This is a genomic window from Arthrobacter sp. 10T419 (genome assembly GCF_056394105.1).
Window position 1 is genome coordinate 498,818 of the sequence record NZ_JBFTHF010000003.1, and the last position, 19,181, is coordinate 517,998.

Consider the following 19,181-nt stretch of genomic DNA (forward strand, 5'->3'; position numbering starts at 1 on the left):
ACAACCACACGCGACGCAAAGGAACGCTTCCATGATCGAAGCACGAGGCCTGACCAAGGTATACGGCGAAAAAACCGCCGTCGCCGGAGTCAATTTCACCGTCGAGGCGGGCCGGGTTACCGGCTTCCTAGGACCCAACGGAGCGGGCAAGTCCACCACGATGCGCATGATCATGGGACTGGACCGGCCGACGTCGGGCTCCGTCACGGTCAACGGGGTGCCGTTCAACCGGCACCACGCGCCGCTGAGGGACGTCGGTGCCCTGCTGGACGCCAAAGCCGTCCACACCGGCCGCTCGGCCTACAACCACCTGCGGGCCATGGCCGCCACGCACAGCATCCCGAAAAAACGCGTGCACGACGTCATTGAAATGACGGGTCTGGCCGAGGTCGCCAGGAAGAAGGTGGGCGGCTTTTCCCTCGGCATGGGCCAGCGCCTCGGCATCGCCGCCGCCCTGCTCGGCGACCCGCAGACGATCATCCTGGACGAGCCGGTCAACGGACTGGACCCGGAAGGCGTCGTCTGGGTCCGCAACCTGGTCAAATACCTCGCCTCCGAGGGCCGCACCGTGTTCCTGTCCAGCCACCTGATGAGCGAAATGGCGGTCACCGCGGACCATTTGATCGTGATCGGACGCGGCCGGATCATCGCCGACGCGCCGATCCAGGAGATCATCACCGGCAAGGGCCAGGGGCGCACCCGCGTCCGCACCGACCAGCCGGACCAGCTGATGCGCCTGCTGGCAGGCACCGGCGTCACCGTGCAGGTGCAGGACAACGAACTCCTCGAGGTCACCGGGCTGGAGCCCCGGCAGATCGCCCGCACCGCCCTCGACAACCACGTCATGATCTACGAACTCACCCCGCTCCGGGCCAGCCTCGAGGAGGCCTATATGGAACTGACCAAGGATGAGGTCGAATACCACTCACTGATCACCACGGGCGGCCACGCCCCCGCCCAGGCCGGAGGCAACTAAGCCATGAGCTCGACCACCCTTGAACCCAATCCCTCGAGCCGCGGGCCGCGCTCCGGCGCTGCAAACAACCAGGCAGGCGACCGGGCTGGCGACAGCCTCAGCACCGGCCCGGGCCCCAGCTTCCTGCGCGTCCTGAACTCCGAGGTCATCAAGTTCCGCACGCTGCTGTCCACCCTGATCCTGCTCGGCGCCACCATCGCCGTCATCATCGGGGTGGGAGCCCTTGCCGCCTGGGGCATCGGCCAGGCACTGCAGGCCTCCAACTCCGATCCGCAGCGCTCAGCCGCGCTGGCCGCGCAGGGCGACATCGCCGCGTCGGCGCCCAGCGCCGGCATCTCCTTCGCGCAGCTGATCCTTGGCTCACTGGCCGTCCTGATCATCAGTTCCGAGTTCACCACGGGAATGGCGCGGTCCACGTTCACCGCCGTCCCGAAGCGGATTCCGGCCTTGGCGGCCAAGCTCCTTGTTGTTGTGGTCTCCGCGTTCCTGGTCACGGCACTTTCGCTCTACCTCGCCGGCCTGGTGGCGGTTCCGATCCTGGACCAGTACGGCCACACCCTGGACGTCTCCAGCGGGCACTACTTCCGGACGCTGCTGGTCAACAGCGCCTACGTTGCCGCCGTCGCTGCGATCGGGATGGCCCTCGGCGCCCTGATCCGGAACTCCGCCGGCGGCATCATGACGCTCGTGGGAATCTTCTTCGTGCTGCCGATCGCGCTGCAAATTATCCAGGGCGACTTCGTCACGGAACTGCGCAAATTCATCCCGTCGAACACGCTGGCACCGTTGACCGCCGCCGAACACGTCCCGGACACGCTGGAAAGCTGGCAGGCCGCCCTGGTCCTTGGCGCGTGGGTGGTCATTCCGATCGTGCTGGCCGGCATCCTGCTCAAGAAGCGGGACATCTAGTCCGAAGCAGTGGTTTCAGGCACATTTCAGAATTGCCTCCCAGGCAACATCCTTTGCCTGGGAGGCTCTATGGCTGGAGGTCCGTCCCATTTTGGGGGGCGTAATCTGTGTGACTGCACAGAACTAAGCCTCTCTGCGGCGGTCTAGGGTGAAACGACATTGTGGTCCGCCGCACATCCTTGCCTGGCATCGCCGGCACTGGGGCGCGGGCCGACACCACCCACGAAGGACGGCGCTTCATGCAGGCTGACCAGCAACTCTCCAAATCCCTGAAACCCCGGCATCTGTCCATGATCGCCATCGCCGGCGTCATCGGTGCCGGCCTCTTCGTCGGCTCCGGCGCCGCCATCCAGCAGGCCGGCCCCGGCATTCTGGTGGCCTACCTGGCGGCAGGGCTCGTGGTCATCCTGGTGATGCGCATGCTCGGCGAAATGGCCGCCGCCAACCCCGAAACCGGATCGTTTTCCACCTACGCGGACAAGGCGCTGGGCCGCTGGGCGGGCTTCAGTATCGGCTGGCTCTATGCCTGGTTCTGGATCATCGTGCTCGGCATCGAAGCCACGGCCGGCGCCGCGATCATGCACCGCTGGGTTCCCGGCATCGACCAGTGGATCTGGGCGCTGGTCCTTATGGTGCTCCTCACGCTGACCAACCTGGGTTCGGTGAAGTCGTACGGCGAGTTCGAGTTCTGGTTCGCCTCCATCAAGGTCGCCGCGATTGTGCTGTTCCTGCTCTTCGGCGTCGCCGCCATCCTGGGCCTCGTCCCCGGCGTCCCCGCTCCCGGCCTGGACAACCTGACCGGCAAGGGCGGCTTCATGCCCAACGGTCCCGGCGCGGTGCTGGCCGGCATCCTGGTGGTCGTGTTCTCCTTCTTCGGCGCCGAAATCGCGACCATCGCCGCCGGCGAATCCGAGAACCCGGTCGACGCCGTCAAAAAGGCCGTCAAATCGACCGTTTGGCGCATCCTGGTGTTCTACATCGGCTCCATCGCCATTGTCGTGACCCTGCTGCCCTGGAACTCCGCCTCCGTGGCGAAGAGCCCGTACGTCGCCGTGATCGAACTCTTCGGCATCCCCGGCGCCGGCACCATCATGGACATCGTCGTGCTGACCTCGGTGCTGTCCTGCCTCAACTCCGGCCTCTACACCGCCAGCCGCATGCTCTTCTCGCTCTCCCGCCGCGGCGACGCGCCCCGCACCTGGATGCGGATCTCCAAGCGCGGCGTCCCGGCCGCCGCGGTGCTGGCCTCGACCGTCGTCGGCTTCATCACCGTGGGCCTGAACTACATCGCCCCGGACACCGTCTTCCTGTTCCTGGTCAACACCTCCGGCGCCATCGCGCTGTTCGTCTGGCTCGTCATTTCGGTCTCGCAGCTGATCCTCCGCCGCCGGATGGGCACCGCCGCCCGGGATCTGGAGCTGAAGATGTGGCTGTTCCCGTACCTGACCTGGCTCGCGATCGTCAGCATCGTCGCGCTGCTGGTGGGCATGGTGGTGCTGGACACCACCCGTGAATCGCTGCTGCTTTCGCTGGCCCTGGCCGCCGTCGTCGTGGGAATCGGTCTCTGGCGCTACCGCAGGCACGGCGCCTCCCCGGTGGCCGCATCCCAGCCCGCAGGCCTCCCCGCCGACGCCGAAACCCGCAGCGAGGATGCCCCCGCCGGCGTCGGCCGGTCCAAGTAAGCCCGCGGCGCTAGACTCGGAGCCATGCCTTCCTCCGCCACTGCTGCAGACCACATCCAGGACCTCGGCGCGTACGTCAGCGCGTCGCCGTCGAGCTTCCACGCCGTCCACGAGGCCGCCCGGCGGCTGGACGAAGCGGGGTTCACCGGCCTCGACGAACTGCAGCAGTGGCAGGGGGCCGGCGACGCCGGGTCGGCGGGGAAGTTCTACGTGATCCGCGACGGCGCCCTCATCGCCTGGGTGGTGCCCGCCGGCGCCGGACCCACCACGGGGTTCAACATCCTCGGCGCGCACACCGATTCGCCGTCCTTCAAACTCAAGCCCAAGCCCACCACCGGCAAGTTCGGCTGGCTGCAGGCCGGCGTCGAGGTCTACGGCGGTCCGCTGCTGAACTCCTGGCTGGACCGCGAACTGCAGCTTGCCGGGCGTCTGGTGATGCTGGACGGCACCCAGCACCTCACGGCCACCGGGCCGCTGCTGCGCTTCCCGCAGCTCGCCATCCACCTGGACCGGGCCGTGAACGAGGGCCTGGCCCTGGACAAGCAGCAGCACATGAATCCGGTCTTCGGCCTCGGCGATCCGGCCGGCGAGGACCTGCTCGGCCTCCTCGCCGAGCGGGTTTCCGGTGCCACCGTGGATCCCGCGCAGATCGGCGGTTACGACGTTGTCATCGCGGACACGCAGGCCCCGGCGGTGTTCGGCGCCAAGGGTGAATTTTTCGCCTCCGGCCGGCTCGACAACCTCTCCGCCACGCACGCCGGCCTCACCGCGCTGATCGCGCACGCCGCCGGTGAGGTGCCGGCGGACGGGCCTATCGCCGTGCTGGCCGCCTTCGACCACGAGGAAATCGGCTCCGCCTCGCGCTCCGGTGCCTGCGGCCCGGTCCTCGAGGACATCCTGGTCCGCATCTCCGACGGGCTGGGCGCGACGGCGAGCCAGCGGCGGCAGGCGTTCGCGGCGTCGTTCTGTGTTTCCGCCGACGCCGGCCACGCCGTGCACCCCAACTATGCCGAACGCCACGACCCGGCCAACCGCCCGGCCCTGAACGGCGGACCGCTGTTGAAGATCAACGCCAACCAGCGCTACGCCACGGACGCCGCCGGGGCAGCGCTGTGGGCCAGGCTGTGCACCGATGCCGGGATCCCGTACCAGGAGTTCGTCTCCAATAACGTGATGCCCTGCGGTTCGACAATCGGCCCGCTGACGGCCACCCGGCTCGGGATCAGGACGGTCGACGTCGGCGTCCCGTTGCTGTCGATGCACTCGGCACGCGAGCTGTGCGGCGTCGAGGACCCGCACCGGCTGGCGACAGTCACGGAACTGTTCTTCCGCACCGCCTCCCAGCCGGCTGCCTAGGACCCGGCGAGGCCAATCACGAGGTTGACGGTGGCGGCAAGGATGACGGTGCCGAACAGGTAGGACAACAGGCTGTGTTTGAGCGCCTCGGCCCGGATTGCATGGTTTTCCAGGGCAGTGTCCGACACCTGGTAGGTCATCCCGAGGCTGGTGGCGAGGTACGCGAAGTCGGTGTACTGCGGCGGCTCGGCCTGGTTGAAGTTGATGCCGCCCACCGCTGCCCCGGCCCGAAGCTCGGTGCTGTAGTAGAGGCCGGCATAGCGGACCGTGAAGAGTGTCTGCACGAGCATCCACGACAGTGCAACGGAGGCCAGCGCCAGCAGGCCGCTGCCAAGCCGCGATCCGCCGTTGTTGCTGTGCGAGTCGAGGACGACGGCGGCCACAGCCGCCAGGCTGGCGACGTTGGCGGCGAGGATCATCAGATCCGTGACGCTCCGGGACGGATCCTCCAAGGTGGCGTGGGCACGTGTATCGGCGGCGTCCAGCGGACCGATCACAATCCAGACCCAGAGCACGTAGGTGAGGGCGGCACTGCTCCAGGCGATCGCCGGGGCTTCCACCCAGTGTCCGGAGAGCCCCGACGCTGTGGCGGCGAGCAGTCCTGCCAGCACCATCACAGCAAACCGCAGCCGGCTGCGGTGGACGGGGGATGCGAGGGAACGGGGCGCGGAACCGGTGCTCATTCCCCGATCATGGCACAAGCGCCCATGCGGTTATCCACAGCGCCGCCGGGGAGCTTCCACCGACGGCGCGACGAGTCTAGGGTGGCGGGACAGGAAATCGCGGAAACTGCCCCGGATGCACTAAGCTATTGAAGTCTGTGCTGCGCCCTGCCTCCGTTCCGGGGGCGATGCGCCGCGCAAGCACCGCAAATGAACCTCCTGTTACGGAAATGCCGTAACCGCTTAGCCCAAAGGAGGTGGGTTCACATATGCGTCCTTACGAATTGATGGTAATCATCGACCCCGAGGTCGAAGAGCGTACCGTTGAGCCAACGCTTCAGAAGTTCCTGAACGTCATCACGACCGATGGTGGAACCATCGAAAAGGTTGACATCTGGGGCCGTCGTCGCCTGGCTTACGAAATCCAGAAGAAGTCCGAAGGTATCTACGCCGTGGTGAACTTCACCGCTGAGCCGGCTACCGCCAAGGAACTTGACCGCCAGCTGAGTCTCAATGAGACCATCATGCGCACCAAGATCACCCGCCCCGAAGAGCAGAAGGTTGTTGCTGAGTAATTCAGCTCTACCCTTCAATCTTTAACCCCGCAGGAACGAACAAGGAGGACGTAGATGGCAGGCGAAACCACTATTACGGTCATCGGTAATCTCACCAATGACCCCGAACTGAGGTTCACACCGTCAGGTTCGGCAGTAGCGAACTTCACCATCGCTTCTACGCCCCGCACTTTCGACCGCCAGTCCAATGAGTGGAAGGACGGGGAAACCCTGTTCCTCCGCGCATCGGTATGGCGCGAAGCAGCCGAGAACGTCGCTGAGTCCCTCACCAAGGGCATGCGCGTCATCGTTTCCGGCCGCCTGAAGAGCCGTTCCTACGAAACCAAGGAAGGCGAGAAGCGCACCGTTATCGAGCTTGAGGTCGACGAGATCGGCCCCAGCCTGCGCTACGCCAACGCCAAGGTCAACCGCACCCAGCGCTCCGGCGGACAGGGTGGTCAGGGTGGCTTCGGCGGCGGCAACAGCGGCGGTAACAGCGGCGGTTTCGGTGGCAACTCTGGTGGAAACCAGGGCGGCAACTCCGGCGGAACCTGGGGCGGCAACCAGCCCGCAGCGCAGGACGACCCCTGGGCAACGCCCGGGGTCAGCAATGCAGGCGGCTGGGGCAACGGCCCGGATTCCGAACCTCCCTTCTAAACAACATCTAAGGTCCGACGTCGTGACCCGCGAGGCAGCCGCACGGCAGCCCCGCGATGACCGCCGCGGATCACCACCATCCCGTGGATCAATATCCACGGGCTCCATCGAATAGGAGCTCCACGATGGCTAAGGCTGAACTCCGTAAGCCCAAACCAAAGTCCAACCCCTTGAAGGCCGCTGACATCACTGTCATCGACTACAAGGACGTAGCATTGCTGCGCAAGTTCATCTCCGACCGCGGAAAGATCCGCGCCCGTCGCGTCACCGGCGTCACGGTGCAGGAACAGCGCAAGATCGCACAGGCAATCAAGAACGCCCGCGAAGTTGCTCTGCTGCCTTACTCCGGCGCTGGCCGCGGCTAAGGAAGGGATTAACTAACATGGCAAAGCTCATTCTGACCCACGAAGTAACCGGTCTCGGTGCTGCTGGCGACGTTGTCGAGGTCAAGGACGGTTACGCACGTAACTTCCTGCTGCCCCGCAACTTCGCCCTGACCTGGTCCAAGGGCGGCGAGAAGCAGGTTGAGTCCATCAAGGCTGCCCGCGCCGCTCGCGAGCACGCTTCCCTGGAAGACGCTCAGAAGCAGGCCGCAGCACTGCAGGCCAAGCCGGTCAAGCTCGTTGTCAAGGCTGGCGAGACCGGACGCCTGTTCGGCACCGTCAAGCAGGGCGACGTGGCGGACGCTGTTGAGGCCGCCGGCCTCGGCCGCATCGACAAGCGCAAGGTTGAACTGCCGGCTCACATCAAGTCGACCGGTTCCTACCAGGCCAACGTCCGTCTGCACGACGACGTTTCCGCTGTGATCGAACTCGACGTAGTTGCAGGCAAGTAGTCTTTTCGACTAACTGAACTGCCGGGAGGCCCCCGCGTCCGGATTCCTTTGGGAAGCCGGACGCGGGGGCCTTCTGCGTTGCCAGCCCGGCGGGGTGCCGGTGATAGCCTTCGGCAGTGACTCCGACTACCGCACCCCGTCTCCGCCCCTTCACCCAGGTGGACGTCTTCAGCGCCGAACCGTACCGCGGGAATCCGCTGGCCGTCGTCCTCGACGCCGGGGACCTCGACGCCGACGCCATGCAGAGGTTTGCCAACTGGACCAACCTCTCCGAGACCACGTTCCTGCTGCCGCCCACGCACCTCGACGCCGACTACCGGGTGCGGATCTTCACCGGCAGCGAAGAGTTTCCCTTCGCCGGCCATCCCACCCTCGGCTCGGCCCATGCCTGGCTCGAGGCGGGCGGAGTCCCGCTGCACGACGGAATCCTGGTCCAGGAATGCGCGGCCGGGCTGGTACGGGTCAAGCGCGACGGCGGCCGCCTGGCCTTTGCCGCCCCGCCGCTGACCCGCTCCGGACCGGTGGCCGAGACGGACCTCGCCCGCATCGCGGCCGGCTTGCAGATGCCCCGGGAGGCGCTCCTGGACTCGTCCTGGCTCGTCAACGGCCCGGAATGGATCGGAGTGCTGCTGGACTCCGCGGAGCAGGTGTTGGCCATCCGGCCCGACTTCGCCGCAATGGCCGGACTCAAGGTAGGCGTGATCGGCCCCCATCCCGCCGGATCCGAGGTCGGCTTTGAGGTACGCACCTTCATCCCCGGAGACGCGGCCGCGGAAGACCCGGTCACGGGCAGCTTCAACGCCGGTGCGGCCCAGTGGCTGATCGGAGCCGGCCGGGCGCCGGAGTCCTACCTTGCGGCCCAAGGGACCGTGCTGGGCCGCGCCGGCCGGGTCTACATCGAGACGACGGGGGACGACGTCTGGGTCGGCGGGAACTCGATGAGCTGCATCGAGGGATTTGTCCTGCTCTAAGTGGCGCGGGGAGCCGTCGTTGCTCTGTCAGATATGGCTGCTATTCGGCGGTCAAAAGGACCCGAAGTGACAGAGCAGCGGGGGAGGGAATAAAGGGGGCCGGCCGACCCTTCTACAGGTAGATGCAAATGCATATAGTTACCGAAACCGTGGACCAGCTACAGGAGCACACCGTGGAAAGCCGCCGCATTACCGTTATCTCCGCCGGACTCGGCGTCCCGTCGTCGAGCCGCCTGCTCGCAGACCAACTGGCGGCCTCCGCTGAACGCCAGCTCGCAGCGGCCGGCTACTCCGTGAGCGTCGACGTCGTGGAACTGCGCGACCTGGCCGTTGAGATCGCCAACAACTTCGTGACCGGCTACGCCGCGCCGCGCCTGGCGGAGGTGATCGCCGGGGTGGAGGCCTCGGACGGCATCATCGCGGTCAGCCCGGTCTTCAGTGCGTCGTACAGCGGGCTGTTCAAGTCGTTCATCGATGTGCTGGATCCCAAGGCGCTGGACGGCAAGGCCGCCCTGCTGGGCGCCACGGGCGGCACCGACCGGCACCAGATGGTGCTGGACTACGCCATGCGTCCGCTCTTCAGCTACCTCCGCACCCGGATCGCGGCCACCGGCGTCTTCGCAGGCCCGCAGGACTGGGGAACAAGCGGCGACGGCGGCTCACCGCTTTCCGCGAGGATTGAGCGGGCGGCAGGGGAGTTCACCGGCCTGCTCGAAGGAGCGCAGCCGCGCCCGCAGCAGGCGCCGCTGGAGTCGCTGCCGTTCGAGCAGCTGCTCGCCGGGATCTCCGGCCGCAACTGAACTTATTCGGCGCGCCGTTCGTTGTTCGGGACATGAAATGTCCTGTGGATTCCGTAGACCTGGTAATGAGCGAACGAAGCGGCGTGGAGATCGACTACTGCCCGCAGTGCCGCGGAGTGTGGCTGGACCGCGGCGAGCTCGACAAGATCATCGACCGTGCGGCGGAGGGCTTCGGCGCCTCCGCCCCGTCTCCTCCAGCCGCACCGCCGGCGGCGGCACCGACTCCCCCGGGACACATCCCGCCGCCGCTCTACGCCCCGGAACCGCGCCGGGACGACCGCCGACCGGATGACCGGCGCTTTGACGACCGCCGCCATGACGAACGCCGGGACCGGCCCCGCTACGAGCAGCCGCGCTACGACGACCGACGCCGGCCCAAGAAGAAGGAGGGCTGGCTGGGGGAGCTGTTCGACTTCTAGCGTCCGCCGCCGCCCCTCACTCCTCAAGCAGTGCGATGAACTCCTGGGCCTGCTTGAGGGAGATGTCCGAGTGCCGGGTCAGCGCGGCCGCTGCTGCCTCGGTGTCGCCGCTCTTGGCCAGAGTGCGGATCCGGCCGTAAATCTCGTCGTTGAGCATATTGCTACTGACCTCGCGGGTGACGTCGCCCTTGCTGGCGATCGCCCGGTAACGGTAGGGAAAGCGCTGCGGTGCGTCCTCGTCGTCGTCGTGGGCGGGCTGCTCGGGCGCCTGCCGGGGACGGTAGGGCTGGGGGTGGGCCGCCAGGGCGCCCACCGCGTCCCGGGAAGCCCGGAGGCCCTCGCCGGTGGCTTCCAAGTACAGCTTGATGGCCGCCATCGCCTGACCCTGGGCAATCAGGGCGTATAGGCGCCGGTGCTGCTCCTGATCCAGCCGCTCGGCGGCAGTGCGGGCGAGCTCCGCTGAGTTGCGGACGGGCTGCGGCGACGCGTCCTGCGGAGTTTGCGGCCGACGGCGCCCGATCGCACGTGCGGCAACTGCGACGCCGAGGCCCACGAGAACGAGGATCAGGATGGGGACTAGCAGGGCTTCCATGGACTACAGCCGATCTACGTAATTCTTGGCGGTCAAAAGATCTGAGTGGGTGGCCTGCCTCAGCAGCTTGATGGCTTGGACCTTGTGGCCGGACCGGGCCAGGGCCTGGAGCTGCAGCGTGAACTGGGGATTCAGCTGGCCGCCGGGCAGGACCGCGCCGGGGTAGCCCGGCTGCGTCCTGTCGCTAAAGGGGCCCCGGCCGCCTTGCAGGGCCGCGCGGGCGTGCTCAGCCTGCTGCGACTGCTGCTGTTCGTTCTGGCTGGGGCGGGTCGCGGCATCCACCCGGGCGCGGGCCGCTGTGGCAGCCTTCACCTGGGCCTCGTAGTGGGCGCGGGAGCGCATGGCCAATTCCAGCTGGTAGCGCTCCGCGTCGGAGATACCGAAATTACGCGGCTTCAATGCCGCGGCGACTGCCCACAGCACGCCCGCGAGGATGAGGGCAGGCAGTATGACTATCAAGACATCGCCCATGGCCACAGCTTATGCCAGATAGCAGTTATCCACAGCATATTCGAGGTGTCGCATACAGGCCGTGCCCACGAGCGTCAATTTGCCGGCGTCCGGGTGACAAGCATCACAGAATTCGCATATTTGACCACTCCTGTGGCCCATGCGGCCAGCCGCTATCCCCAGCCGCCAGCCGCAAGCTGTGGATGAAGCTTGGCGAAAATAGTTTTTCATCCACAAGTAAAAACGGGTGTTTCCGCAGGTCAGGTAGCTATTACGGGTGAAAGAATTCTTCTATCCACAGGGGTTCCCACAGGCTGTGCACAAGCACGGGCCAGTAGTCCACAAGTTATCCACAGGAACGCCGGCTGGGCGGGTTGGTGCGGGCCCGATCGGGGGATAACGTAGCGGGAGACCAGGTTGTCGGCACCGAAATCCGGCCCCGGCCGCAGGCCACCGCCGCAAGCTGCATTCCGGCGGCGCAGCGGTAGACCCTGCGGCCGAACCGCGGCGGTCCGACGTGGTGGACGAGGCGGGTTTTGGATGAGGCGGTTATGCATAAGGCGGTCAGCGGCCCCGCAAGCTACCGCCGGTGCCGCTCCGCAGGACTGCCGCAGCCCGGGTGCCAGACAAAGTGTCGGAGCCTGCTGCTAGTAATGAACCGGTGGAGGCCTGCCGGATCAACGCCATGGCATCACAACACGGCACCACAACACGGCATCACAACACGCACCACAACACGCACTACAACAGATGGCCTAAGCGCCGCCGGCGAATAGCATTCCGCCGGCACACAATGAAGGACGGCAGTTTTGTCAGTTACGCATCTGGACTCGGTCGAGGGCACTCGGGGAGCCGAAGGCAGCCGCAAGCCGCCGCAGGACATCCCCGCGGAGCAGTCCGTGCTGGGCGGCATGATGCTGTCCAAGGATGCCATTGCGGACGTCGTGGAGATCCTCCGCGGCCAGGACTTTTACCGCCCGGCGCACGAAACCATCTACGAAGCGATCATCGACCTGTACGGCCGCGGTGAACCCGCCGATGCCGTCACCGTCTCGGACGAGCTGACCAAGCGCGGCGAAATCAACCGGATCGGCGGCCCGGCCTACCTGCACGAGCTAATCCAGACCGTACCCACCGCCGCGAACGCCGGCTACTACGCCGAAATCGTGGCCGAACGGGCCGTCCTGCGCCGCCTGGTCAACGCCGGCACCAAGATCGTTCAGCTCGGCTACGGGCAGGACGGCGAGGTGGAGGACCTGGTCAACCAGGCCCAGGCCGAGGTCTACGCCGTGGCCGAACGACGTACCGCCGAGGACTACGTCGTCCTCAAGGACGTGATGGAATCCACCGTGGATGAAATCGAAGCGTCCGGGCACCGTGGCGAAGGCATGGTTGGTGTCCCCACCGGTTTCTACGAACTCGACGAGTTGACCCACGGCCTGCACCCCGGCCAGATGATCGTCATCGCCGCGCGCCCCGCCGTGGGTAAATCCACCTTCGCACTGGACTTCGCCCGTTCCGCGGCGATCAAGAACAACCTCGCCACCGTCATGTTCTCCCTGGAAATGGGGCGGAACGAGATCGCGATGCGTCTGCTGTCCGCGGAGGCCACGATCGGGCTGCAGGATCTGCGCAAGGGCACCATCAAGGACGAGCAGTGGTCCAAGATCGCCACCACCATGGGCCGGATGAACGACGCTCCGCTGTTCATCGACGACAGCCCCAACATGTCCCTGATGGAAATCCGCGCCAAGTGCCGCCGGCTGAAGCAGCAACACGACCTCAAGCTGGTCATCCTCGACTACCTGCAGCTCATGAGCTCGGGCAAGAAGGTCGAATCGCGCCAGCAGGAAGTCTCGGAGTTCTCCCGCGCCCTGAAGCTGCTGGCCAAGGAACTCCAGGTCCCGGTGATCGCGCTCTCGCAGCTGAACCGTGGCTCCGAGCAGCGCCAGGACAAGCGCCCCATGGTCTCCGACCTCCGAGAGTCCGGTTCCATCGAGCAGGACGCCGACATGGTCATCCTGCTGCACCGCGAAGACGTCTACGACAAGGAGTCTCCGCGCGCCGGCGAAGCCGACATCCTCATCGCCAAGCACCGTAACGGTCCCACCAAGGACATCGTGGTCGCATTCCAGGGCCACTACTCCCGCTTCGCCAACATGGCGGGCGACGCAGGCGGCGGGGGCTTCTAGGGCAGCGCCTTCGGGAGCAGGTGGTTGGGCAGTCGGTTTCCGGGTGCCCGGCCCCGGATCTCGAGCAGCGCCCGGGCATGGGCGTGCAGGCGCTTGTCCTCCTCGGACACCGGAACCCACTGCGGGATCGGGACCGAGGTTCCGCTCTCGTCGCGGGCCACCATGACGGTCAGGCAGTACGTGGTGAGGTTCAGTTCGTGCCCTTTGGGATCCCCGGAGCGGACATGGACGGCTATGTGCATGCCCTTTGTTCCCGTGTAGACCAGCCGGGCCTCCACCTCCACCAGGTGACCGATCAGCAGCGGCCGGTAGAACCGCACGCCGCCGGAGAAGACCGCCACTGTGTCCTTCCCGCAGTAGCGTGAGGCACAAACGTAGGCCGCCTCATCGATCCACTTCATGACGATTCCGCCGTGGACCTTGCCGCCCCAATTCACATCCGTGGGGGCGGCCATGAACCGCAGCGTGACGCGTTCGGCGGTTCCGGCGTCGGTGTACTCCTGGCCGCTCATGGCTTCGACGATGTCCTCGCGGACCTTGATCCGGGCCAGCGCATGCTCGCGCTGCTCAATTTCCGCCGGCGTCGTCGGTTCGAACTGCGGCACCGGAATCGGCTTGCCGTCCTCGCCCACCGCTACGAAGATCACCATGCACTGGCTGCGCATCGTGGCCGGCCCGCCCTTGGGATCGCCGGAGGAGACCACGGTGCGGATGTGCATCGAGGACCGGCCGGTGTAGACGATGGTTGCGGTAACTTCGACCATGTCGCCGCTGTTGACAGGATCCGCGAAGTGGATATTTCCCACATAGGCGGTCACGCAGTAGGACTTCGCCCAGCCGACGGCGGCGGCATAGGCAGCCTTGTCCACCCACTCCAGGACCGTGCCCGCGTCCACCGAGCCGCTGTGGCCCACGTCCGTGGGGGCGGCCAGGAAGCGCAGGGTGACGGCGTTGGCGGAAATCTCGCTCATGGAAGCGAGTGTACTGACGGTCCGCCGAACCGTCGCCGGCGCCCGACACAAACCCGGCTCCGGCCGCCACAGACGCCGCCACGGGCGCCGCCACAGACGCCGCTGTCAGTACAGCGCCGGCGGCCGGGGACAACGGCGGGCGGCCACCAAGAAGTGACCGCCCGCCGTCGAACGCTGTTACTGCTGCCGCACCTAGGCCAAGGCGCTGAGCCTGGAGCCGGTGCGGCCGAAGACGGCCCCATCCACAGAGACCCTGCCAGCACCTACGAGCGCCACGGCCAGGGCCGCGGCGGCCAGGATCAGCACCAGCTCATAGCCACCCGCAGCTACAAATATTCCCGCCGAGGCATGAACCAGGAAGAGGGCGCCCAGCATATCGACCGCCAGCAGCAGGGCGAACACGCGGGTGAGCACGCCGAGGATCAACGCAATGCCGCCGGCCAGCTCCAGCGTGGCGACGGCCGGTGCGACAAGGTTGGCGGCCGGGACGCCCATCTGGGCAAACGCGGCTTGGGTTCCCGGGATGGTGAACTCGCTGAATTTCTGCCAGCCATGGGCGGCAAAGAGGAATCCGGTGACGACGCGCAGGATGATGCGGGCAGTGGTGGTGAGCGTGGGCTGGTTCATGGAAATACCGTTCTAACGTCTGGCAGGGGGCTGCAGGAGATGGCAGCCCGCACAGGTTTAGTTGAAGATTCAACTTCAAGTGTTCCGGCGCATAGTTGAGATGTCAACTAATGCGAAGCCGTGCGACGCCGCTAGGGTGGTTCCGTGCCCGCCTCCGCCCCGACTCCCGCAACACTTCCGCCGCCGGCAACCCGGCGTCGGGAAATCCTCCGCCTGGCCGTGCCGGCCTTCGGGGCGCTGATCGCCGAGCCGCTCTTCCTGCTCGCGGACTCCGCGATCGTGGGGCACCTGGGCGTGGCCCAGCTTGCCGGCGTGGGACTGGCCTCGGCGGTGCTGCATACCGCGGTGGGGCTGATGGTGTTCCTCGCCTATTCCACAACCCCCGCCGTCGCGCGCGCGATCGGCAACGGCCAGCTGCCCAGGGCACTCGCGGCCGGGCGTGATGGAGTCTGGCTCGCGCTGCTGCTGGGCGTCGGACTCGCCGCGGCTGGGTTCTTCGCCGCCGAACCTCTTCTGGACCTGATGGGCGCCCGCGGCGAGGTGCGATCCTTTGCCGTGGATTACCTGCGCTGGTCCATGCCGGGCCTGGTGGCCATGCTGCTCATCTTCGCGGGTACCGGAGTGCTGCGGGGCCTGCAGGACACCCGGACTCCGCTGGTCGTGGCGGCCGCCGGCTTCACCGTAAACATCGTGCTGAACCTCTTCCTGGTCTATGGGCTGCAGCTCTCCGTCACCGGGTCTGCCCTGGGCACCAGCATTGCCCAGTGGGCCATGGCCCTGGTCTACGTCGTGATGGTGCAGCGCAATGCCCGCAACCACGGGGTGACTCTGATCCCCGACTGGCGCGGCATCCGGTCCCTGGCCAGGGTGGGGTCATGGCTGATGCTGCGGACGCTCAGCCTGCGCATCGCGATCCTCGCCACGGTGGTGGTCGCCACGGCCCAGGGGCCGGTGAACCTCGCCGCCCACCAGCTCGCGATGACCGTCTTCACCTTCCTGGCCTTTGCCCTAGACGCCCTCGCGATCGCCGCCCAGGCCCTGATCGGCAAGGAACTCGGCGCCTCCCGCCCGGCGGCGGTGCGCGAGCTCACTGGAACCATGGTCCGCTGGGGGCTCGGCTTCGGGGTGCTGACCGGACTCCTGCTGGCCGCCGCGGCGCCGTGGGCGGGGCAGCTGTTCACCCCCGACGCCGGGGTCCGGTCGGCCCTCACGCTCGCCCTTTGGGTGCTGGCCGCCGGGCAGCCGATCGCGGGCTATGTTTTTGTCCTTGACGGTGTGCTGATCGGCGCCGGGGACGCGCGGTACCTGGCGATTGCCGGCGTCGTGAATCTTGCCGTCTACCTGCCGCTGCTGCTGGCGGTCCGGCTGTCCGGGACCGCCGGCGGTGCGGCGCTGCTCTGGCTCTGGGCGGCCTTCTCGCTGGGCTACATGCTGGCCCGCGCCGTCACCCTCGGGCTGCGGGCGCGCACGGACCGGTGGATGCTGCTCGGCGCCCACGGAGGCACCCACTAAACTGGGCAGGTGACTTTCCCCGCAGACCCCCAAGCCTCGACTGACCTGCCCGCCGCCCCGGACGTGTGGAAGCCCGTGCTGCTCCGGGCCGCCATCGCGCTGGCGTTCGGCGCCGTGACGGTTTTCTGGGCAGCGCCCCCTGTTGCCGGCATGGGCTGGGCCGGGGGCCTTTATCTGCTCGCCACCGGGCTGGTGCTGCTCTGGAGCGTCAAGAAAACCGGTTTGCAGCACGGAGGCCGGACTGCCAAGGTCCTGGCCGCCGCGGGGGCCGTCCTGACCGGAACCGGCGCAGCCGTGGCACTGCTCCCCGGCAACCTGGTGTTCGGCATCATCGGCGCCCTCGGCCTGGGTCTCGCTGGCGCCGCGGAGCTCTACCTGGGCATGGCCGAGCGCCGCCGCTCCGTCCTGGCACGGGACTGGACCGCCGCCGGAGTGATCGGGTTGGGCGCCGCCGTGGCGCTGCCGTTCTTCATTGACCTCGGCCCGCACGCGCTGCTCGGCGTGGCCGGCGGAGGCGCGATCATCAGCGGGGTGCTGTGGACCCTGGCCGGGCTGACCCTGCGCCATGATGCGCGGGACGTATCCGCCGAGGCCGTAAACTAGTAGGAACAGGTTCTACCTTGCGTAGAACAACCGCAGTATCACGACTGCCACGCCAAGCCGGCGTTGGCGGCAGGAGGAAAGCACCTTGGCAGAACAGAATTCAGGAGAACGCCGCAGCCTGCGGACTTCGGTCAAGGGTCCTCTTATGTTCTCCGCGTTCTGGGCAGTGCTGGCCTTCTTCGCCGTCCTGATCTTCGCCTCCGGGGGCAGCGCCAAGGCCCCCCGCTTCGATTTGGCCTTTACCGGCGCCGGCATCGCCTTCATCGTGACCCTCGTGATTGCGGCCATGCTCTCGATGAGCTACAAGGACAACGCCGAGCACCTCGGCAAGGGCTCCGGCGTCAACCTGAGCTCCAGGAAGCCGGCCTCGTCCTTCGGCGGACACGCCGCCGAGCCGTCCCCCGACGCCGACGAGCGCGGCGACATCCGCTAGGACGCCGCTTTCCGCGCCCGGTAGGCCGCGACGTGTGCGCGGTTGGCGCAGTTTCCGGTATCGCAGTAGCGCTTGGAACGGTTCCGGCTGAGGTCCAGCACGACGGCGTCGCAGTCGTCCGCGGCGCAGACCAGCATCCGGTCCATTTCCTTGCTGCGGATCACATCCACCAGCGCCATCGCGGCCTCGGTGCTCATCCTGTCGGCCAGCGGCGCCTCGGGTGTGGTCGCGTGCAGATGCCAGTCCCAGCCGTCGTGCTTCATCAGCTGCGGCAAAGCGTGGGCCTCGCGCAGCAGGCGGTTGACGGTGTCCACGGCGGTGCCCTCATCCGCCAGCCACAGCTCGGCGAGTTCGCCGCGCAGCCGGTGCACGCTGGCCAGCTCGGCGGCATCCTGGGTCCGGGAACCGCTGAAGCCCTCGGCGGTGAGGAAGCGGTCCAGGTCCGCGACGGTGGCCAGTCTTTCCTCCCCGTTCGCCGCCGTGTTGATCAGGCCGACCACCGAGCGCAGCGCAACCTCTGTGTCAGGTGCAAAAACCATCTTGACTCCTTACGTCGCCCGGGCGTACTGTCATGACCATAACCCAACTTTACTCCTGACAGGAGGCAGCCCGTGTCTGCCGCACGCCGCCCCGCCGGGGCTCCGGCCAAGAACCGCCCACAGCTCCGCCCCGCCGATAAGCCGACGCCGGACGCTCCGGGCTTCCTGGCCTCGGGCTTGGGGGTGGCCCTGTTTTCCTCGGCGGTGTTCGGTCTTTCCGGCTCCTTCGCTAAGGCGCTGTTGGAGACCGGCTGGACGCCGGGCGCCGCGGTCACCGCCCGGCTCACCGGAGCCGCGCTGGTCCTGGCCGTCCCGGCCGTTCTCGCCCTGCGCGGCCGCTGGCACCAGCTCCGCGACAACTGGCTCACCGTGCTGTTGTTTGGCCTGATCGGTGTCGCCGCCTGCCAGCTGTTCTACTTCAATGCCGTCGCCCGGCTTTCGGTGGGCGTCGCACTCCTGCTCGAGTACCTCGCCCCGGTGATCATTGTGCTGTGGCTCTGGGCGGCGAGCCGGAAACGGCCGCGGCCCCTCACTGTGGCAGGAACGTTGCTTTCCCTCGCCGGCCTGGTCCTGGTCCTCGATCTGACCGGGGCGGTAAAGATCGACGTGGTCGGCGTGTTGTGGGGCATCGCGGCCGCCGTCTGCCTGGCTATCTACTTCTTCATCACGGCCAAAGAGAATGACACGCTGCCGCCGATCGTGCTGGCCTCCGGCGGCCTGATGGTGGGTGCGCTGGTCATGTGGCTGGCGGCGGCCACGGGGCTGCTGCCGATGGTGGCCAGCACGGCCGACACCAGGCTCGGAGCCTGGGTCACGCCCTGGTGGGTGCCGCTGCTCGGGCTGGTGATTCTTGCCACCGTGCTCGCCTACGTCTCCGGCGTCGTGGCCGCACGGGCGCTCGGTTCGAAGGTGGCATCCTTCGTCTCGCTCACCGAGGTGCTGTTCGCCGTCATCTGGGCCTGGCTGCTCCTGGGCGAACTCCCGGGCCCCGTCCAGCTCCTGGGCGGCCTGCTGATTGTCGGCGGCGTGGTGCTGGTCCGGCTGGACGAACTGCGCGTCCCCGCCCGGCTGCCCGCCGAACTCGACCACGCCAACGACGTCGAGCCGGTTCCCTGAGGGACGGGTCCGGCTGCCAAGCGAACCGCTTTAAACGAACAGCCCGGACGCGGTTGCGTCCGGGCTGGCCTGGAGAGGGTTCCGGCTAGCGCGAGGAGGCGCTTTCCTGCTCGGTGGCGTTGCGGTTGGCCTGCTGGCTGGCCTGCTGCAGCGCCTGGGACACCCGGGTGAGGGCGGCAACGTGCTCGCCGTTCCACTCGTTGCGGAACTTCTCCGCGTCCGGTCCCAGCCACTGGGTACCGGCCAGGACCTTGGTCAGCATCGACCTCTGGTTGTCGATCTCCTGAGAACCGGCCTGCAGCTTCGTCCCAAGAGTCTTGAGCTG

At 67.1% G+C, this 19,181-nt stretch carries 23 protein-coding genes; 16 read left to right on the forward strand and 7 right to left on the reverse strand.

Going from position 1 to position 19,181, the window contains the following annotated elements:
- Positions 1–31: 31 nt before the first annotated feature.
- The 4 genes from AC1DBD_RS08730 (at position 32) to AC1DBD_RS08745 (ending at position 4,923) form a co-directional block, all read left to right on the forward strand.
- Positions 32–976, forward strand: coding sequence for an ABC transporter ATP-binding protein (locus AC1DBD_RS08730; protein ID WP_476909568.1), 945 nt, complete (start codon positions 32–34; stop codon positions 974–976).
- A gap of 3 nt (positions 977–979) precedes the next feature.
- The gene (locus AC1DBD_RS08735; RefSeq protein WP_476893488.1) at positions 980–1,885 is read left to right on the forward strand and encodes an ABC transporter permease; all 906 of its coding nucleotides are present in this window, start codon (positions 980–982) and stop codon (positions 1,883–1,885) included.
- Positions 1,886–2,124: 239 nt separating this feature from the next.
- The gene (locus AC1DBD_RS08740) at positions 2,125–3,567 is read left to right on the forward strand and encodes an amino acid permease (protein WP_476981892.1); all 1,443 of its coding nucleotides are present in this window, start codon (positions 2,125–2,127) and stop codon (positions 3,565–3,567) included.
- Between the two features lie 24 nt (positions 3,568–3,591).
- Positions 3,592–4,923, forward strand: a complete 1,332-nt coding sequence (locus tag AC1DBD_RS08745; protein ID WP_476981893.1) for a M18 family aminopeptidase — start codon at positions 3,592–3,594, stop codon at positions 4,921–4,923.
- Here the strand turns inward: AC1DBD_RS08745 and AC1DBD_RS08750 are convergent.
- Positions 4,920–5,606 carry a DUF1345 domain-containing protein gene (locus AC1DBD_RS08750; protein ID WP_441419162.1) on the reverse strand — a complete coding sequence of 229 codons (687 nt, stop codon included), beginning with the start codon at positions 5,604–5,606 and terminating at the stop codon, positions 4,920–4,922. The genes AC1DBD_RS08745 and AC1DBD_RS08750 overlap by 4 nt on opposite strands.
- Before the next feature lie 248 nt (positions 5,607–5,854).
- Here AC1DBD_RS08750 and rpsF point away from each other — a divergent pair, with 248 nt between their 5' ends.
- The 7 genes from rpsF (at position 5,855) to AC1DBD_RS08785 (ending at position 9,821) form a co-directional block, all read left to right on the forward strand.
- Positions 5,855–6,160, forward strand: coding sequence for a 30S ribosomal protein S6 (gene rpsF / locus AC1DBD_RS08755; protein ID WP_056428835.1), 306 nt, complete (start codon positions 5,855–5,857; stop codon positions 6,158–6,160).
- 54 nt (positions 6,161–6,214) lie between these two features.
- The gene (locus AC1DBD_RS08760; RefSeq protein WP_441419163.1) at positions 6,215–6,796 is read left to right on the forward strand and encodes a single-stranded DNA-binding protein; all 582 of its coding nucleotides are present in this window, start codon (positions 6,215–6,217) and stop codon (positions 6,794–6,796) included.
- Between the two features lie 125 nt (positions 6,797–6,921).
- Positions 6,922–7,161 (forward strand): 30S ribosomal protein S18, encoded by a 240-nt coding sequence (gene rpsR, locus AC1DBD_RS08765; RefSeq protein ID WP_003800144.1) that lies wholly within the window; start codon positions 6,922–6,924, stop codon positions 7,159–7,161.
- A 17-nt stretch (positions 7,162–7,178) separates the two neighbouring features.
- On the forward strand, positions 7,179–7,631 hold the full coding sequence (rplI, locus tag AC1DBD_RS08770; protein ID WP_441419164.1) for a 50S ribosomal protein L9: 453 nt from the start codon (positions 7,179–7,181) through the stop codon (positions 7,629–7,631).
- A gap of 116 nt (positions 7,632–7,747) precedes the next feature.
- Entirely contained in the window at positions 7,748–8,602 is an 855-nt protein-coding gene (locus tag AC1DBD_RS08775; protein ID WP_476981894.1) for a PhzF family phenazine biosynthesis protein, read from the forward strand.
- Positions 8,603–8,775: 173 nt separating this feature from the next.
- Positions 8,776–9,402, forward strand: coding sequence for an FMN reductase (locus AC1DBD_RS08780; RefSeq protein WP_476981907.1), 627 nt, complete (start codon positions 8,776–8,778; stop codon positions 9,400–9,402).
- A 32-nt stretch (positions 9,403–9,434) separates the two neighbouring features.
- Positions 9,435–9,821 (forward strand): TFIIB-type zinc ribbon-containing protein, encoded by a 387-nt coding sequence (locus AC1DBD_RS08785; protein ID WP_441419166.1) that lies wholly within the window; start codon positions 9,435–9,437, stop codon positions 9,819–9,821.
- Between the two features lie 16 nt (positions 9,822–9,837).
- On the opposite strand, the gene AC1DBD_RS08790 is transcribed toward AC1DBD_RS08785, so the two are convergent.
- Together AC1DBD_RS08790 and AC1DBD_RS08795 are read right to left on the reverse strand one after the other, a co-directional pair.
- Positions 9,838–10,413 carry a hypothetical protein gene (locus AC1DBD_RS08790; protein WP_476981895.1) on the reverse strand — a complete coding sequence of 192 codons (576 nt, stop codon included), beginning with the start codon at positions 10,411–10,413 and terminating at the stop codon, positions 9,838–9,840.
- A 3-nt stretch (positions 10,414–10,416) separates the two neighbouring features.
- Positions 10,417–10,884 carry a hypothetical protein gene (locus tag AC1DBD_RS08795; RefSeq protein WP_441419168.1) on the reverse strand — a complete coding sequence of 156 codons (468 nt, stop codon included), beginning with the start codon at positions 10,882–10,884 and terminating at the stop codon, positions 10,417–10,419.
- A 788-nt stretch (positions 10,885–11,672) separates the two neighbouring features.
- On the opposite strand from AC1DBD_RS08795, the gene dnaB reads away from it, so the two are divergent.
- Positions 11,673–13,055 (forward strand): replicative DNA helicase, encoded by a 1,383-nt coding sequence (gene dnaB, locus AC1DBD_RS08800; RefSeq protein WP_175323067.1) that lies wholly within the window; start codon positions 11,673–11,675, stop codon positions 13,053–13,055.
- Here the strand turns inward: dnaB and AC1DBD_RS08805 are convergent.
- Both AC1DBD_RS08805 and AC1DBD_RS08810 read right to left on the reverse strand, forming a co-directional pair.
- Entirely contained in the window at positions 13,052–14,026 is a 975-nt protein-coding gene (locus AC1DBD_RS08805; protein WP_476909564.1) for an acyl-CoA thioesterase, read from the reverse strand. The two genes, dnaB and AC1DBD_RS08805, sit on opposite strands and share 4 nt — an antisense overlap.
- Before the next feature lie 192 nt (positions 14,027–14,218).
- A complete protein-coding gene (locus AC1DBD_RS08810; RefSeq protein WP_476893494.1) occupies positions 14,219–14,653 on the reverse strand; it encodes a DoxX family protein in 435 nt (144 codons plus the stop codon).
- A gap of 144 nt (positions 14,654–14,797) precedes the next feature.
- On the opposite strand from AC1DBD_RS08810, the gene AC1DBD_RS08815 reads away from it, so the two are divergent.
- The 3 genes from AC1DBD_RS08815 to AC1DBD_RS08825 all read left to right on the forward strand — a co-directional run bounded on the left by AC1DBD_RS08815 (position 14,798) and on the right by AC1DBD_RS08825 (position 17,201).
- Positions 14,798–16,165, forward strand: coding sequence for an MATE family efflux transporter (locus AC1DBD_RS08815; RefSeq protein ID WP_441419171.1), 1,368 nt, complete (start codon positions 14,798–14,800; stop codon positions 16,163–16,165).
- 9 nt (positions 16,166–16,174) lie between these two features.
- Entirely contained in the window at positions 16,175–16,768 is a 594-nt protein-coding gene (locus tag AC1DBD_RS08820) for a hypothetical protein (protein WP_476981896.1), read from the forward strand.
- Positions 16,769–16,853: 85 nt separating this feature from the next.
- Complete coding sequence (locus AC1DBD_RS08825; protein ID WP_476893496.1) at positions 16,854–17,201, forward strand: hypothetical protein; 348 nt, start codon at positions 16,854–16,856, stop codon at positions 17,199–17,201.
- Here the strand turns inward: AC1DBD_RS08825 and AC1DBD_RS08830 are convergent.
- Entirely contained in the window at positions 17,198–17,740 is a 543-nt protein-coding gene (locus AC1DBD_RS08830) for a CGNR zinc finger domain-containing protein (RefSeq protein WP_476909562.1), read from the reverse strand. The two genes, AC1DBD_RS08825 and AC1DBD_RS08830, sit on opposite strands and share 4 nt — an antisense overlap.
- A 165-nt stretch (positions 17,741–17,905) precedes the next feature.
- On the opposite strand from AC1DBD_RS08830, the gene AC1DBD_RS08835 reads away from it, so the two are divergent.
- Positions 17,906–18,856 (forward strand): EamA family transporter, encoded by a 951-nt coding sequence (locus AC1DBD_RS08835; protein WP_476917323.1) that lies wholly within the window; start codon positions 17,906–17,908, stop codon positions 18,854–18,856.
- A gap of 85 nt (positions 18,857–18,941) precedes the next feature.
- Here AC1DBD_RS08835 and AC1DBD_RS08840 read toward each other — a convergent pair.
- On the reverse strand, positions 18,942–19,181 hold a 240-nt coding region (locus tag AC1DBD_RS08840), incomplete at its 5' end, for a hypothetical protein (protein WP_441419175.1).